At 39.1% G+C, this 17,073-nt stretch carries 13 protein-coding genes; 1 reads left to right on the plus strand and 12 read right to left on the minus strand.

From position 1 onward, the window contains the following. Window positions 1-25: 25 nt before the first annotated feature. The 6 genes from rho to GKP30_RS13455 all read right to left on the minus strand — a co-directional run bounded on the left by rho (window position 26) and on the right by GKP30_RS13455 (window position 6,684). Window positions 26-1,303 (minus strand): transcription termination factor Rho, encoded by a 1,278-nt coding sequence (gene rho, locus GKP30_RS13430; RefSeq protein WP_216829968.1) that lies wholly within the window; start codon window positions 1,301-1,303, stop codon window positions 26-28. A 396-nt stretch (window positions 1,304-1,699) separates the two neighbouring features. Then, window positions 1,700-2,665: a class II fructose-bisphosphatase gene (gene glpX / locus GKP30_RS13435; protein WP_216829969.1), complete on the minus strand. Its 966-nt coding sequence runs from the start codon at window positions 2,663-2,665 to the stop codon at window positions 1,700-1,702. 54 nt (window positions 2,666-2,719) lie between these two features. Next, window positions 2,720-4,006, minus strand: a complete 1,287-nt coding sequence (locus GKP30_RS13440; protein ID WP_216829970.1) for a UDP-N-acetylglucosamine 1-carboxyvinyltransferase — start codon at window positions 4,004-4,006, stop codon at window positions 2,720-2,722. Window positions 4,007-4,406: 400 nt separating this feature from the next. Beyond that, window positions 4,407-5,051: a fructose-6-phosphate aldolase gene (fsa, locus tag GKP30_RS13445; RefSeq protein WP_216829971.1), complete on the minus strand. Its 645-nt coding sequence runs from the start codon at window positions 5,049-5,051 to the stop codon at window positions 4,407-4,409. Between the two features lie 104 nt (window positions 5,052-5,155). Beyond that, complete coding sequence (gene fba, locus GKP30_RS13450; protein WP_216829972.1) at window positions 5,156-6,019, minus strand: class II fructose-1,6-bisphosphate aldolase; 864 nt, start codon at window positions 6,017-6,019, stop codon at window positions 5,156-5,158. A 245-nt stretch (window positions 6,020-6,264) separates the two neighbouring features. Continuing rightward, window positions 6,265-6,684 (minus strand): response regulator, encoded by a 420-nt coding sequence (locus GKP30_RS13455; RefSeq protein ID WP_216829973.1) that lies wholly within the window; start codon window positions 6,682-6,684, stop codon window positions 6,265-6,267. 127 nt (window positions 6,685-6,811) lie between these two features. Here GKP30_RS13455 and GKP30_RS13460 point away from each other — a divergent pair, with 127 nt between their 5' ends. After that, complete coding sequence (locus GKP30_RS13460; RefSeq protein WP_216829974.1) at window positions 6,812-7,345, plus strand: DUF2529 family protein; 534 nt, start codon at window positions 6,812-6,814, stop codon at window positions 7,343-7,345. 291 nt (window positions 7,346-7,636) lie between these two features. Here GKP30_RS13460 and GKP30_RS13465 read toward each other — a convergent pair whose 3' ends face one another. The 6 genes from GKP30_RS13465 to GKP30_RS13490 all read right to left on the minus strand — a co-directional run bounded on the left by GKP30_RS13465 (window position 7,637) and on the right by GKP30_RS13490 (window position 17,048). Further along, window positions 7,637-9,274, minus strand: coding sequence for a CTP synthase (locus GKP30_RS13465; protein WP_216829975.1), 1,638 nt, complete (start codon window positions 9,272-9,274; stop codon window positions 7,637-7,639). 318 nt (window positions 9,275-9,592) lie between these two features. After that, entirely contained in the window at window positions 9,593-10,108 is a 516-nt protein-coding gene (gene rpoE, locus GKP30_RS13470; protein WP_216829976.1) for a DNA-directed RNA polymerase subunit delta, read from the minus strand. A gap of 456 nt (window positions 10,109-10,564) precedes the next feature. After that, entirely contained in the window at window positions 10,565-13,828 is a 3,264-nt protein-coding gene (gene icmF, locus GKP30_RS13475) for a fused isobutyryl-CoA mutase/GTPase IcmF (RefSeq protein ID WP_216829977.1), read from the minus strand. A gap of 33 nt (window positions 13,829-13,861) precedes the next feature. After that, complete coding sequence (locus GKP30_RS13480; protein WP_216829978.1) at window positions 13,862-14,485, minus strand: TetR/AcrR family transcriptional regulator; 624 nt, start codon at window positions 14,483-14,485, stop codon at window positions 13,862-13,864. Window positions 14,486-14,570: 85 nt separating this feature from the next. Beyond that, the gene (locus tag GKP30_RS13485; RefSeq protein WP_216829979.1) at window positions 14,571-15,713 is read right to left on the minus strand and encodes an acyl-CoA dehydrogenase; all 1,143 of its coding nucleotides are present in this window, start codon (window positions 15,711-15,713) and stop codon (window positions 14,571-14,573) included. Window positions 15,714-15,905: 192 nt separating this feature from the next. Then, entirely contained in the window at window positions 15,906-17,048 is a 1,143-nt protein-coding gene (locus GKP30_RS13490; RefSeq protein ID WP_216829980.1) for an acyl-CoA dehydrogenase, read from the minus strand. Window positions 17,049-17,073: the final 25 nt, after the last annotated feature.

Raw genomic sequence — 17,073 nt, forward strand, 5'->3', positions numbered from 1 at the left:
ATACTGACTGGATAAAACTAGAACTTTATCTTCTACCCTTTTTAAAGCCTGTCATTTCTTTTTCCATCGCTTCAAAAAAGTCTTCATTTGTTTTTGTTTCTTTAATTCTGCGAATGAAATGATCCATAAAATCTGGTGAATCTGTCATCGTTTTACGAATTGCCCACATTTTTTCTAGCTGGTCTTTCGGTAATAATAGCTCTTCTTTACGCGTTCCTGAACGTAAAATATCGATCGCAGGGAAAATACGACGCTCTGCCAATTTACGATCTAAGTGCAATTCCATATTACCCGTTCCTTTAAATTCTTCATAAATGACATCGTCCATACGAGAGCCCGTCTCAACTAAAGCAGTCGCTAGGATCGTTAAGCTTCCGCCCTCTTCGATATTTCTTGCCGCACCGAAGAAACGCTTCGGACGGTGGAAAGCAGCTGGATCAATACCTCCAGATAAAGTACGACCACTTGGAGGAATAACTAAGTTATAAGCACGAGCCAGACGAGTTATACTATCCATTAAAATGACGACATCTTTTTTATGCTCGACTAGACGCATCGCACGCTCTAACACCAATTCCGCTACTTTAATATGGTTTTCTGGCACTTCATCAAACGTCGAACTAACAACTTCAGCTTTAACCGAACGCTCGATATCTGTTACTTCCTCTGGTCTTTCATCAATAAGTAAGACGATGAGTTCAACATCGGGTTGGTTCTCTGCAATGCTGTTCGCAACTTCCTTCAGTAATGAAGTTTTACCCGCTTTAGGAGGTGCTACAATTAACCCACGTTGTCCAAAACCAACAGGTGAAATCACATCGATAATTCGTGAGGAAATCTTCTTTGGATTTGGCGTCTCCAGTTGAATTTTTTCATTCGGATATAGAGGAGTCAGTGCTGGAAAGTGAGGACGTTCCTTTGAAGTATCTGGGTCTTCACCATTAACTGCTTCTACATGTAAAAGTCCATGGTACCGTTCATTTTCCTTTGGAGGTCTTACTTTACCTGAAACCTTATCCCCATTTCTTAAATCAAAACGGCGAATTTGTGAAGCTGAAATATATATATCCTCTTGGCTCGGAAGATAGTTGATCGGACGTAAAAATCCAAACCCTTCTGATTGGATAATTTCGAGAACACCTTCCATAAACATAAGACCGTCTTTTTCGGCTTGTCCTTTTAAAATCGCAAAGATTAACTCTTTTTTGTTTAACTTGCTATAGTAAGAAACCTTGTACTCTTTGGCAAGTTCATAAAGCTCTTTCAGCTTCTTAGTTTCTAATTCTGCTAAATTAATTCCCATTGGGACACCACGCTTTTCTATTTACTAAAAATCTAAAATGTACAAAATCAACCATAAAATTCATCAAAAAAAATCAACATGAAATAACACTTAAAAGTCAAAGCAACAAAGCTTAAAATAACTTTCGTGTTAATGACAGTAAAATATTTTTTAAAAATAATATAATTTCTTAAAAACAGATCAATGAAATGAACTTTAAAATTCATTTGGGAAACGTTCTTTTTATAGAAGGAGTAAAATGAAGTTTAATAGCATTTGGAAATGTAGGACATTTTGCTTTGCGTATAGTTACTATTTTAACCATACTATAGGGTTTTATTCAATTATTCTTTCTTAAAATTCACAAAAAATTTGGATGCCGCAAGTTTTTCACACGGCACCCAAGTGATAAAGAAATTATTTAATAACTAAATCTGGTTTCTTTTTCATACTATGCTTTCCGTCAACGAAACGAACTGTTCCTGATTTCGCACGCATAACTAATGATTGTGTGACTGCTGTTGATCCTTTGTAACGGACCCCTCTTAGAAGCTCACCATCAGTTACTCCTGTTGCAGCAAAGATGGCGTCATCTCCTTTTACTAAATCATCCATCATTAGAATACGTGTAGGATCTTCGATACCCATTTTACGGCAACGCTCTAACTCTTCGTCGTTTTGTGGGAGTAGCTTTCCTTGAAGCTCTCCACCAAGACATTTTAAACCAACTGCTGCTAATACTCCCTCTGGAGCACCACCAGACCCTAACATAATATCTACACCTGTATCTTCGAAAGCGGTATTAATCGCAGCGGCAACATCACCATCTGGCATTAATTTAATACGTGCACCCGCTTCACGGATTTCTTTAATCAATTTTGCATGTCGCTCACGATTTAAGATGGCAACAACCAAGTCTTCAATGTCTTTGTTTTTTGCTTTAGCAACCGCAGCTAAGTTTTCTGCTACTGGTGCATCGATGTTTACTTTTCCAACTGACTCTGGACCCACAGCAATCTTGTCCATGTACATGTCTGGCGCATGTAGTAAGCACCCGTGGTCAGCAACAGCAATAACAGCAAGTGCATTCCATTGTCCAGAAGCAACGATATTTGTTCCTTCTAGTGGGTCTACAGCTACATCAACGCGAGGACCATAGCCAGTCCCTAGCTTTTCACCAATGTAAAGCATCGGTGCTTCGTCCATTTCACCTTCACCGATAACAACTGTACCTTTCATAGGAATTGTGTCAAATACATCTCGCATCGCTCCAGTAGCTGCTTCATCTGCTTCGTCTTTTTTTCCGCGACCCATCCAACGAGCAGATGCAAGTGCTGCTGCTTCAGTAACTCGCACAAGTTCCATTGATAGACTTCGTTCCATATTCATTCTCCCCTTTTATTCAATTTTATTAATTATTGAATGTTCTTCTATTTTTTATGAACTTTTTACTTGTTGTACTTCTTCATCCGTCATTTTTTCACGCCATACTTTAGCACCAAGATTTAAAAGCTTATTCTCTAAATCCTCATAACCTCGGTCGACATGCTCAAGTCCTGTTAACTCTGTTATTCCTTCTGCTAACAAACCTGCAATGAGAAGAGCTGCACCTGCACGCAAGTCACTTGCTCTTACTTTCGCACCTTGAAGCTTTGTAGGACCTGTAATAATCGCAGAACGGCCTTCTACTTTAACATTTGCACCCATACGACGTAACTCATCAATATGCTTGAAACGGGCATTATAAATTGTATCCGTTACAATACTCGTACCTTCGGCTTGAGTAAGTAATGTACAAAAAGGTTGTTGTAAATCGGTTGGAAACCCTGGATAAACTAATGTTTTAATATCGACACCTGTTTTCTCATGCTGATTGTGAATAAGAACCTGGTCATCATTCACATCTATTTTTACTCCCATTTCGCGAAGCTTTGCGATTAACGACTCGACATGATAAGGAATGATATTATCGATTAACATTTTTTGTCCAATGGCAGCAGCCATAATCATGTATGTACCTGCTTCAATTCGGTCTGGAATAATTGAGTGACGGCAACCGTGTAGTTCATCGACCCCATCAATTCGAATGACGTTCGTTCCAACCCCTTTAATTTTGGCACCCATGCTATTTAGTAACGTAGCTACGTCAATAATTTCTGGCTCTTTAGCTGCATTTTCAATGATCGTGCGGCCTTTCGCTCTTACTGCAGCTAACATAATATTAATCGTCGCCCCAACACTGACGACATCTAAGTATATTTTTGCACCCCGCAGCTCATCTGCCCGTAAGTATATCGCACCTTGCTCATTTGTAACCGTTGCACCTAATGCCTCGAACCCTTTTATATGTTGGTCAATCGGTCTTGGCCCTAAGTTACATCCACCTGGTAAACCAATTACGGCTTTTTTAAACTTTCCGAGCATAGCACCCATTAAATAATATGAAGCACGAAGCTTCTTAACTTTTCCATTTGGTAGAGGCATTGCGACCATATCCTTTGGGTCTACAATGATCTCATGGTCCTTCAACTCGACCGTTCCACCAATTTCTTCTAATAAATCTGCTAATAATTGAACATCTGATATTCTCGGTAAGTTATCAATCGTCACAGTGGAATCAGCTAATATTGCTGCCGGAATCAGGGCTACAGCACTGTTTTTAGCACCACTAATTTGTACTGTTCCCTCTAGAGGGTAACCACCTTCGATAAGTAATTTCTCCATACTGATTCACTTCCCTCACAATCTCATCATTTTTCGAGTGAATGATGTATAAAGTAGCTATTGTTATCACACACATACTTACCATTATAACCAATTTCAATTACGATAAAGGCTTTTTTTAAAATTTTAAGTATTTTTTCACGTGTTTTGGTAACTTACATAGAAAAAGACTGACTCCTCGGTGATCAGTCTCATCGCCATAGGCGTCTTTATACTGCCATTTATCATAACAGTTTTCACGATGAGGTTCTGACACTCCTTGTTATGAGTCAGCCGCTTAATTGCTCTTTTTATTTTCGTACACTCGGTTACTATTGGTCCATTTTTTGCTTCACGGTAAACGTGCGAACTAAGTTTTCACTTAATTTACACAATCTTTTAAAAGAGCCTTATGTACTTCTTATTTTTGTTGTTTTTCCCAATCGGCTAAAAACTTTTCAATTCCTTGGTCTGTTAATGGATGCTTCACAAGTTGATGAATAACTTTGTAAGGAATTGTTCCGATGTGTGCACCTCTTGCTGCGGCTTCACTCACATGAACAGGGTGTCTAATCGATGCAGCAATAATTTCCGTTTGAATTCCATGGACGTCAAAAATTTCAGCAATTTGAGTAATTAAATCTAAACCGTTATGTCCGATATCATCTAAACGTCCAAGAAACGGCGAAACATATGTAGCACCTGCTCGTGCAGCAAGCAATGCTTGAACAGCTGAAAAAATAAGTGTCACATTCGTCTTGATTCCTAACTCGGAAAAAGTATTTACGGCTTTAAGTCCATCCACTGTCATAGGAACTTTAATTGTAATATTTGGGGCAATGGCAGCTAGCTCTTTCCCCTCTTCAATCATTCCCGCAGCATCTGTGGCAATAACTTCTGCACTAACTGAACCTGAAACAATTGCTGTAATTTCACGTAAACGTTCATGAAAATCAACGCCTTCTTTAGCAACAAGTGATGGGTTAGTCGTCACCCCCGCTAAAATACCTAAATCATTCGCTTCACGAATTTCATTAATATTGGCTGTATCGATAAAGAACTTCATACTTGCTCCCCCTATCCATCATGTCTGATTACTATTTCATACTTAATAATGAAGAGTTAAAAGCAGGAAAATCACTTCTGCTTTTAACTCTTACAGATGAAACATTATGCTTTATTTGAAGAACCGAACTCACGCATTTTGCCCTTAACTGTTTCTTTAATTGCATCACGCGCAGGCCCTAAGAATTTTCTTGGATCATAAAGATCAGGCTTTTCAGCTAGAACTTCACGAACAGCTTTCGCTGAAGAAATTTGGCTTTCTGTGTTAACGTTGATCTTTGCATGACCAAATTCAATCGCTTTTTGGATGTCTTTTGTTGGAATTCCTGTTCCACCATGAAGAACTAGAGGAATACCAACTAACTCGTCGATTTCTTTCATACGATCGAAACCTAAGTTAGGCTCACCTTTGTATGGTCCGTGTACAGAACCAAGTGCTGGCGCAAAGCAGTCTACACCCGTTTCACGAACTAATTGCTCACACTCAGATGGAATCGCGTATGCTGCTTCTGCATCATCAACGATTAGGTCATCTTCTTGACCACCAATACGTCCAAGCTCTGCTTCAACAGAAACCCCTAAAGTATGTGCAACAGCAATTACTTGTTTTGTAATCGCGATGTTCTCTTCAAGTGGGTGGTGAGAGCCATCGATCATTACTGAAGTAAATCCAGCATGAATTGCCTCTACGCACTTTTCAAAGCTAGAACCATGATCTAAATGAATCGCAACAGGAACAGTAATTTTGTACTCTTCCATTAGTGATTTCACCATATTTACAACTGTTTTGAATCCACCCATGTAACGAGCTGCACCTTCAGATACTCCACAAATTACTGGAGATTTCTCTTCTTCAGCTGCTAATAAAATCGCTTGAGTGAACTCCAAGTTATTTAAGTTAAATTGTCCAACAGCGTACTTTTCAGCCTTTGCTTTATCAAGCATTTCTTTCATTGAAACTAAAGGCATTTCTTCATCCTCCTTAAATTAAAAAGCTGCACTAGCCATCTTAACTTACCGATATCACGGGTAAATTCTTTTTCAAGTTACCCTATTTAGGACAGAAATATCCGAAATAAATAGTATGTATTCTAATAACTTCCTTGAGCAGTAAGCTTAATATGACCGTAATCATTATAGCACAACAATGCTTTTTGTAAAAAAGGAGACTGTGTTAATAATTTTAGGCGAATTATTGTCAATCTTCCCTAGCTTTATCCGATATTATTTTTTGATTTGAAATTCTCTTTAATAACATTACGAACGTCATCGATATCGAATGGCTTAGCGAAATGATTGATTGCTCCTAAGTTAAGCGCTTCATTAATCATATTTAATTCACCATATGCAGTCATCATCATGACATCGACATTCGGCTTAATTTCTTTAATTCGCTTTAAGATTTCGAGACCATCCATTCCAGGAATTTTCATATCTAATAAAACGAGATTAGGTACTTCTTCTTCAACAATTTTTAAAGCTTGTACCCCGTTTGCTGCCTGAAACATTTGATAACCATCTTTTTGAAGTATTTCATTTAGTAAAACCCGAATTCCATATTGGTCGTCTACGACTAGTATTTTTTCTGCCACGAGTATTCCCTCCTGTGTTTTGCTTTTATCTATTATTTTCATAATAATTTTCTTTTTTCATTTAATCCAAATATTTATATTCTCTATTCATTTGTGATTTTCCTCTTTTTTGGGTATATTCAATGAGAAATTATTTGAAAAAGCTTTAATTCAGAAAGGTAGACGATATATGTTACAAATTTTTACAACACAATTAAGTGGAAAAATGAAAACGATAAAAGAAAAACACGAGGAGCTGCTTGAAGATTGCAGCCGCATCATTGCCCAAACAGTCGTTAGTGGACATACGATTTACTTGCATGCTTCGGGTGACCTGAAAAGTGTAATCCCGCAGTTTCTGTATGGACGTGATACCTTTAAGAACGTAAGTGTAATCGAGAACGCTAAAGACCTACCAGCACTAGAGGACCAAGATTCGGTTATCCTCTTTTCGCCTTCTAGTCACGATGAAGCTGCACTCGAGTTGGCGAATTCCTTAGTAGCTGAAAACAAAACCTGTATTACTATTATTGGTACGACTGAAAAAGATCTGGCTGAAGATGGTTTACATACATTAACTGACCTATCTATTGAGTTGCAAGCTAGTCCAATGGTTCCTCTTGATGATGGATCTCGTGTCGGCACGCCGACAGCCCTACTTGCGCTTTACGTCTTCCATTGTCTGCACTTAACAACAGCCGATATTTTATCTGAGTATGAGTGATGATTGTTGAGGCGTATTTTAGGATGGGGGAGGGAACCGTTCGCGCCTCTATGGTGCTGGTGACTTGATGTCTTGGGGTCACTTCGGCTCCATGAAGTTGTTCCGCCGATATATTTGAAATTGCCCCGATTTCTGGTGCTACTCTGCCGATATATTCAAAATTACGCTGATATCTCGTCATACTCCCAGTCAATTTACACTGCCAGCTCCAAAAATAAAGAAAAACGAGTAAGATCGCATCGATCTCACTCGTTTTTTTCGCTTAATTATGATGTTTGTTCGAATTAGGTCTTAAACTGCACCGTTTGATGTTGTTTCTTTTACAGCTGCATCTTTGTTTAGTGATGCATTGATGAACTCACGGAAAAGTGGTTGTGGTCTTGTTGGTCTTGAAACAAACTCTGGGTGGAATTGAGATGCTACGAAAAATGGATGATCTGCAATTTCCACGATTTCAACTAAACGACCATCTGGACTCGTCCCAGAGAAGATAAAGCCTTTCTCTTCCATTTGTTGACGGTACTCATTATTGAACTCGTAACGATGACGATGGCGCTCATACACGACTTGCTCATTATACGCACTTTGAGCAACACTACCTTCAACAAGCTTACAAGGATATAGTCCAAGGCGAAGCGTTCCGCCCATATCTTCAACATCTTTTTGTTCTGGTAAAAGGTCGATGATTGGATATTTTGTTTCTGGATTTAACTCGGCTGAGTTTGCACCTTCTAATCCTAGAACATTACGTGCAAATTCTATTGATGCTAACTGCATACCTAAGCAAATACCAAGCATCGGTACTTTATTTTCTCGCGCATATTGTAGCGCGGCAATTTTTCCTTCGATCCCACGGTCACCGAAGCCTCCTGGAATTAAAATTCCGTCAGCATCTCCAACCATTTCTTTTACATTTTCAGGTGTTACTTCTTCAGAGTCGACCCATTTGATTTCGATATCTGAGTCAAATGCATAACCTGCATGACGAAGTGCTTCTGCAACTGATAAATAAGCATCTGGTAATGCTACGTACTTACCGACAAGAGCAATCTTCGTTTTCTTCGAGAGGTTTTGTACTTTGTTAACAAGTGCTTGCCACTCGACCATGTCAGCGTCTCCACATTTTAATCCTAAATAATTACATACAATATCATCTAGATCCTGTGCTTGTAGGTCTAAAGGAACTTGGTAAAGTGTATCTGCGTCTCTTGCTTCAATGACTGCGTTTTTATCAATATCACAGAATAACGCAATTTTTTCTTTCATATCTTGAGGTACTGGCTTTTCTGTACGAACAACAATAACGTTTGGCTGAATACCAAGGCTGCGAAGCTCTTTTACACTGTGTTGAGTCGGCTTTGATTTCATTTCTCCAGCAGCAGCTAAATAGGGAATTAACGTACAGTGAACATACATAACATTGTTTACGCCAACGTCACTCTTAATTTGGCGAATCGCTTCTAGGAAAGGTAAGCTTTCAATATCGCCGACCGTACCACCGATTTCTGTGATGACAACATCGGCTTTTGTTTCACGCGCTGCACGGAATACACGCTCTTTGATTTCATTGGTTACGTGTGGAATAACTTGTACTGTTCCACCTAAATAATCACCGCGACGCTCTTTTTTAATTACTGTTGAGTAGATCTTACCTGTCGTCACATTACTATTTTGGCTTAAGTTAATGTCTATAAAACGCTCATAGTGACCTAAGTCTAAATCTGTTTCCGCTCCATCATCTGTAACGAATACTTCCCCGTGCTGATAAGGACTCATTGTACCAGGGTCTACGTTAATGTAAGGATCAAATTTTTGAATTGTTACTTTTAATCCTCTATTTTTTAATAAGCGACCAAGAGATGCTGCTGTAATTCCTTTTCCTAATGAAGAAACTACGCCTCCGGTAACAAAAATATACTTCGTACTCATCTCATCTACCCCTTTAGAAAAATATTTATCTTTTATTAAAATGTTATTTACTAGTCGGATGGCTCGATATGTAACTGTATGTCGGTTAGTATGTCCTTGAATTGGTGAAAGAACCCAATAAAAAAACAAAAGTGAGACCTATCCCTAAAAAGGGGGCGCTCACTTTTGCTTTACATCTACAGTTTTATATATACGAATAAGATTATATTCTTCTCAATAGCCCAAAAATGATTTTACCTAGTTCGACAAGAAAAGTCAAGATTATATCTTAGGTATTACGAACTTTGTTAGTTCACTTTTCCGCTGTCTTAGGGTAACTTAGCTTAACTCGTCGTCTTCTTCTGCTGTTTCTTCATCTTCTTCGTCAAACTCTTCTTCTTCGTCATCAGAGAAGCCATCTAGATCTTCTTCTTCGAAATCATCGCTATCTTCATTGTCTGCTAATTCATCTAGCTCATCTTCGATTTCTTCAAACTCGTCTTCAAAGTCCTCGAATTCCTCATCGATTTCGACATCATCTTCATCTGTACTCTTAGCTTTCTTACGAGGTTTTGCCGTAATGATATCCTCTTCAATTTTCTCAATTGGATACCACGCTTTAAGACCCCAAACATTATTACCAATACACATAAATCTGCCATCTACGTTTAAATCTGTATAAAGATATGAGATGCGTCGCTTCTTTTCTTCTTCTGACATACCTTTAAGTTCAACTACTCGATTTAGTAAGTCAGTATAAGAGAAAGTTTCTTTTCTTTCTTTTAAAACATGATAAGCTACTTCAACCATTGATAGCTCTTCTAGTTCTTCACGACTGTATGCACTAATACTCATACTCACGCACTCCTTTTTCACATCATTCATCTATTATGTAGAGTTCTTGTATAGCTATTAGAAAAACACGATTGAACACCAAAGAATGGTGAAAGTCGATGGCTTTTCTTTAACCTAATTTCTTCAAAGAAGTCAAGGCTTCCTTACATATAAAAAATCATACTTTTCATTATAAACATATTTTAAGGTAATATGCTAGGAATGTTGAAAAAAATTCTAAAATCTACTAATTGACGCCAAGCGACAAAGACAGGCATTACTGCCGATTGTTGTCAAAAGTAGCTTCGTTTTGAAGCCAAATATGCAATGTACCGTCGGAATTTCAAGAATGAACTCCATACTGCTGTTAAACTCTATTAGGTGAAAAAGAAGCTGACTCGCAGCGTCTGTCAGCTCTTCGCTGTTGCAAACACTTTGAGTCAGCTTCAATTTCTTTAAACGGTCGTTCGACGTTCCTTACATATTACGACGGTACTGTCCGCCTACTTGATATAGAGCAGATGTGATTTGACCAAGACTTGCTACTTTAACCGTTTCCATTAATTCAGCAAAAATGTTTCCACCACTCATTGCTGTTTCTTGAAGACGTTTTAATGCTGCAGCAGACTCGTCTTGATGACGGTCTTGGAATGCTCTTAAGTTCGTAATTTGTTGTTGTTTCTCTTCTTGTGTTGCACGAGCTAGTTCCATTTCAAACTCTTCTTCTTCAGGCTGGTTAGGGTTGATATACGTGTTTACACCGATAATTGGCAATTCACCAGTGTGCTTTTGCATTTCATAATGCATAGACTCTTCTTGAATTTTTGCACGTTGGTATTGAGTTTCCATCGCACCTAATACGCCACCACGGTCATTGATGCTTTCTAACTCACGTAGTACTGCTTCTTCTACTAGGTCTGTAAGCTCATCAATGATGAATGATCCTTGAAGTGAGTTCTCGTTTTTCGCAAGTCCTAACTCTTTTGTAATGATCATTTGAATTGCCATCGCACGACGAACTGATTCTTCAGTTGGCGTTGTGATCGCTTCATCGTATGCATTTGTGTGTAGTGAATTACAGTTATCATAGATCGCCATTAACGCTTGAAGCGTTGTACGGATATCATTGAAATCAATTTCTTGTGCGTGTAATGAACGACCTGATGTTTGTACGTGATACTTTAACTTCTGGCTGCGCTCATTTGCACCATACTTCTTCTTCAACACAGTTGCCCAAATTCGACGTGCAACACGACCAATTACAGCATATTCAGGATCTAAGCCATTACTGAAGAAGAATGATAAGTTCGGAGCAAAGTCATCAATGTTCATGCCGCGGCTTAAATAGTACTCGATGTACGTGAAACCGTTTGAAAGCGTGAACGCTAACTGACTGATTGGGTTCGCTCCAGCTTCAGCAATGTGGTAGCCTGAAATCGAAACAGAATAGTAGTTTCTCACTTTTTGATCGATAAAGTACTGCTGAATATCACCCATCATACGAAGTGCAAACTCTGTTGAGAAGATACACGTGTTTTGACCTTGGTCTTCTTTTAGGATATCCGCTTGTACTGTACCACGAACTGTTTGCAGCGTGAATTCTTTGATTTGTGCTGCTTCTTCAGCTGTTGGTTTTCTTCCGTTTTCTTGTTCAAACTTTTGAATTTGCTGTTCAATAGCTGTGTTCATGAACATAGCTAGAATAATTGGTGCTGGACCATTAATTGTCATTGAAACGGATGTTGACGGTGCACATAGATCGAAGCCGTCATACAACTTTTTCATATCATCAAGTGTACAAACACTTACTCCACTCTCACCGACTTTACCGTAGATGTCAGGACGGTGGTCTGGGTCTTCACCATATAGAGTTACCGAGTCAAATGCTGTACTTAAACGTTTTGCATCATCATCTTTTGATAGATAGTGGAAGCGACGGTTTGTACGTTCTGGTGTTCCTTCTCCAGCGAACTGACGTTTTGGATCTTCACCTTTACGTTTGAACGGGAATACTCCAGCTGTATAAGGGAATGATCCTGGTACGTTTTCTTTCATTGCCCAGTTTACAATCTCGCCCCAGTCTTTAAACTTTGGTAAAGAAACTTTAGGGATTTTTGTTCCAGATAAGCTTTCTGTTGTAAGCTCTGTTACGATTTCTTTATCACGAACTTTTGTGACAAATGAATCTCCAGAATACTTTTCTTTCAGGCTTTCCCAATTATCAAGAATTGCTTTCGCTTGTGGGTCAAGCTTGTTTTCATAATGAGCTTTTGTTTGCTCTAGTTGAGCAATAATGCTCTCATCTGCATTTCCTACTTCTTGTAGGGCTTCAATCGTTCCTGTGATTTGGAACAATTTACGTGCCACTTGAACTTGTTCTTCTGTCACTTGTTTATAATCACGAATCGATTGTACAATTTCACGTAAATAATGTGTACGGTTTGGTGGAATGATTAAGTTTTTCTTTACAACATCTTTGCTTGTTTCAATGTTTGTAACCCAGTCTGTTCCACACTTTTTATTTAACGTATCAACGATTGCTTTAAATAGTGTGTTTGTTCCAATATCATTGAATTGACTAGCGATCGTACCGTATACAGGCATAGATTCTAAGTCTTGGTCAAAAAGGTTACGGCTGCGTTGGTACTGTTTACGTACATGACGAAGTGCATCCTCGGAACCTTTACGCTCGAATTTATTAATCGCGATAAGATCAGCAAAATCGATCATATCAATTTTCTCAAGCTGTGTCGGAGCTCCGAACTCACTTGTCATAACGTACATAGCTACATCTGCAACTTCCGTAATTTCAGCATCCCCTTGACCAATACCACTCGTCTCAACGATGATCAGGTCATAACCTGCTGCTTTTGCAACGCTAATCGCATCTTGAATGCTCTCAGAGATTTCACTTTTCGAGCTTCTTGTTGCTAAACTACGCATGAATACACGTGAAGTATTAATGGAGTTCATACGAATACGGTCACCTAATAGAGCTCCACCTGTTTTTTGTTTTGTAGGATCGATAGAAAGGATAGCGATTGTTTTATCTTCAAATTCGTTTAAGAAACGACGTACGATCTCGTCTGTTAATGAACTTTTACCTGCTCCACCAGTACCAGTAATACCAAGTACAGGAACGTTTTCTGTGATTTGTTTTAGATCATTTAAAGCTTTTTCTGCTGTTGCTGCTACTTCATTAAGCCCTACAGCTTGTTGCTCTGCTAAAGAGATTAATCTTGCTACAGCACGTGCATTCTTTTCTTTTAATTGATCTACTTCATTCGAAAGATCACGAACAGTCGGGAAGTCACACTCTTCAAGCATTCCGTTAATCATTCCTTGAAGACCATGTTGACGGCCATCCTCTGGTGAGAAAATACGTGTAATTCCATACTCGTGTAATTCTTTAATTTCTGGAGGTGTAATTACCCCACCACCACCGCCGTAAATACGAATGTGGCCCGCGTCTTTTTGTTGTAATAAGTCATACATGTATTTGAAATACTCCGTATGACCGCCTTGGTAAGAAGAGATTGCAATCCCTTGTACATCCTCTTGAATAGCCGCTTCAACAACTTCTTCAACTGAACGGTTATGGCCTAGGTGAATAACCTCTGCCCCACTTGCTTGAAGAATACGTCTCATAATATTAATCGATGCATCATGACCATCGAATAAACTTGAAGCCGTTACAAATCGCACTGCATGTTTTGGACGATAAATTTCAACCGTTTGCATGTACTTATTCCTCCCTCTCTACATTCCTGATAATTATTTGATAATTCCTTTTAAAATATGTTCTATTTGAAGCTCCGTATATTGCTCCAAAGTATATTGCTTTTTCAATATCCACCGTCTGAATGTCCACATATGTCCTTGAACGAGAATGTTGTGAGCAACTAGTTTGACTTCAGCTTCTTCCTCTAAATCAAGTAGCCCGTCTTCGGCGCAATCACGAACGATGGATTCGATCATTTCTGTCATTTCTAGTTCTTTTTGAAGAACATAAGGTAACGCTTCTTTCGGTAATGACTTCGCTTCCTGGTACATGACGAGAACTTCATCTTTCATTTCGTCAACGACTTTGAAATAAGAAGCGATCGCTTGCTTGAGCCTATCTATTCCAGAGCTATCATTATCTAGATATTGTTTCAGGCGATCACGAACTTCCTCATAAATCGCATCACAGACAAGATATAGAACATCTTCCTTTGAACCAATGTATTCGTAAAGTGTCCCAATACTGAACCCTGACTCTTTTGCTATTTCCCGAGTGGTCGTTCTGTGAAAGCCCTTCTCTTTAAAAAGGTTGACTGCACCTTTGATCATTTGCTCGCGACGTTTTTTAATAAGCTGCTGATCTTTTACCATGGAAGGCACTTTCTTTTTTCGCAATTAAAGACACCTCTTTTCGGTGAAAGACACCTTTATCCCTGTACTGTGGTAAAGGTGCCTGGCACCATCTTCAATAAAAAGTATATTAATCTGCTAATAGCATTTTTGAGATAACGAGACGTTGAATTTCTTGCGTTCCCTCATAGATTTGTGTGATTTTCGCATCACGCATATAACGCTCTACTGGATACTCTTTTGTATAACCGTATCCACCGAATACTTGAACAGCTTCTACTGTCACTTCCATTGCAGTGTCCCCAGCAAATAGTTTTGACATCGCAGCCTCTCGTCCGTTTTTAATTCCTTCACTTTTTTGCCAAGCCGCTTGATACGTTAATAGGCGAGCCGCTTCGATTTTTGTAGCCATATCTGCTAGTTTGAAGCCGATCCCTTGTTGTGCTCCGATTGTTTTACCAAATTGTTTACGCTCTTTCGCGTAGTCGATTGAAGCGTCAAGAGCTCCTTGTGCAATTCCTAATGCTTGAGCAGCGATACCGTTACGGCCACCATCTAGTGTCATCATGGCAACTTTAAATCCTTCGCCTTCTTTACCAAGGATGTTTTCTTTTGGTACACGTAAATCCTCAAAGATGATTTCTGTTGTAGGTGATGAACGAATTCCTAATTTGTCTTCCTTCTTCCCTACTGAAAATCCTGGCATGTCGCTTTCTACGATAAATGCTGTGATCCCTTTATGCTTTTTATCAGCATCTGTTACAGCAAAAACAACATAAATGTCTGCAACTCCACCATTTGTGATGAAGATCTTAGAACCGTTTATAACGTAGTGATCCCCATCTTCTTTTGCTGTTGTTTTCATGCTAGCTACGTCAGAACCTGCACCCGGCTCCGTTAAACCGTAAGCACCGATATTGCGACCTTCTGCTAATGCACGTAAATATTTTTGCTTTTGCTCTTCTGTACCAAATGTGTAGATTGGCCAGCTGCAAAGTGAAATGTGTGCAGATAACGTAACTCCTGTTGAAGCACATACACGAGAAAGCTCTTCAACAGCGATAATGTAACTTAAGTAGTCAGCTCCAATTCCGCCGTACTCTTCTGGCCAAGGAATACCTGTAAGACCTAGCTCTGCCATTTTATCAAAAATCGCACGGTCAAAGCTCGCTTCTTCATCACGCTCTGCAGCCGATGGAGCTACTTCATTTTCAGCAAAATCTCTAATCATTTTTCTTAGCATTTCTTGCTCTTCTGTTAATTGAAAGTTCATTATTATCTCTCCCTTGTTTTTTAATAATACTAGACTTTTTTAACACTTGATTTATAAGACGATTTAGCAGGAGGATAAAAGCTAGGAGCTGACAGCTGCACAGTCGAGCATTTCATAGAGAACAATGACTATGCACCTCTATACGAATGAAAAGTTCATCGCAACGTTCCTAACCTCTATATCCTCACTAAATCAATCAGCTAACAAATACTTGTTAATAACAATTTTTTGAATTTCACTAGTTCCTTCATAGATTTCAGTAACCTTTGCATCTCTAAAGAAACGCTCCACTGGATACTCTTTTGTGTAACCATACCCACCAAATACTTGAACAGCCTCAATCGCCACTTCTACAGCAGTGCGCGATGCAAACAGCTTCGCCATCGATGCTTGTTGGCCACATTTGATACCGCGGTCTTTTAGATTAGCTGCTTGATAGACTAATAGTCTTGCTGCTTCAACTTTTGTTGCCATATCAGCTAATTTAAAGCCTACCCCTTGTTGTGTACCAATAGCACGACCGAACTGTTTACGTTCTTTCGCATAATTTGTTGCTGCTTCTAAAGCGGCTTCTGCAATTCCTAAAGCTTGCGCTGCGATTCCAATACGGCCATTATCTAAGTTAGACATAGCAATCTTAAACCCTTCGCCTTCTTGACCTAGTAGGTTTTCTGCTGGAACGATCGCATCTTCAAACATAAGCATAACCGTATTTGAACCGTGAAGACCCATTTTCTTTTCTTTCTTTCCTACTGTAAATCCTGGTGTATCTTTTTCAACGATAAATGCAGAGACACCACGTGAACCAGCTTCTGGATTTGTCGAAGCAAACACAACATAAGTATCCGCTTCACCACCATTTGTAATAAACACTTTAGAGCCGTTTAGTACATAGTGGTCACCTTTTTTCACTGCAGTTGTTTTTAAACTCCCAGCATCAGAACCTGCTCCTGGCTCTGTTAAACCAAATGCGCCTAAGTACTCACCAGAAGCTAACTTAGGTACATACTTTTTCTTTTGCTCTTCTGTTCCGAAATACAGGATTGGGTTTGTACCCACTGACGTATGAACCGATAAAATAACCCCAACCGTTGCACTCACTCTCGATAATTCATTAATGGCAATAATGTAAGACGTGAAGTCCATACCTGCGCCGCCAAACTCCTCTGGAATAGGAATTCCCATTAACCCTAACTCGCCCATTTGATTAACGATTTGACGTGGGAATGTGTCATTCTCTTCCATTTCTTCAATAAAAGGAGTAATTTGCTCGTTCGCAAAGTCACGAACCATTTTCCTCATCATTTCTTGCTCTTCTGTAAAACGTAAGTTCATTTTAATCACTCCACTTTTAAAAAAT

Origin of the sequence: Alkalihalobacterium elongatum (assembly GCF_019024285.1) — a bacterium.
GTDB classification, from domain to species: domain Bacteria; phylum Bacillota; class Bacilli; order Bacillales; family Bacillaceae_F; genus Alkalihalobacterium; species Alkalihalobacterium elongatum.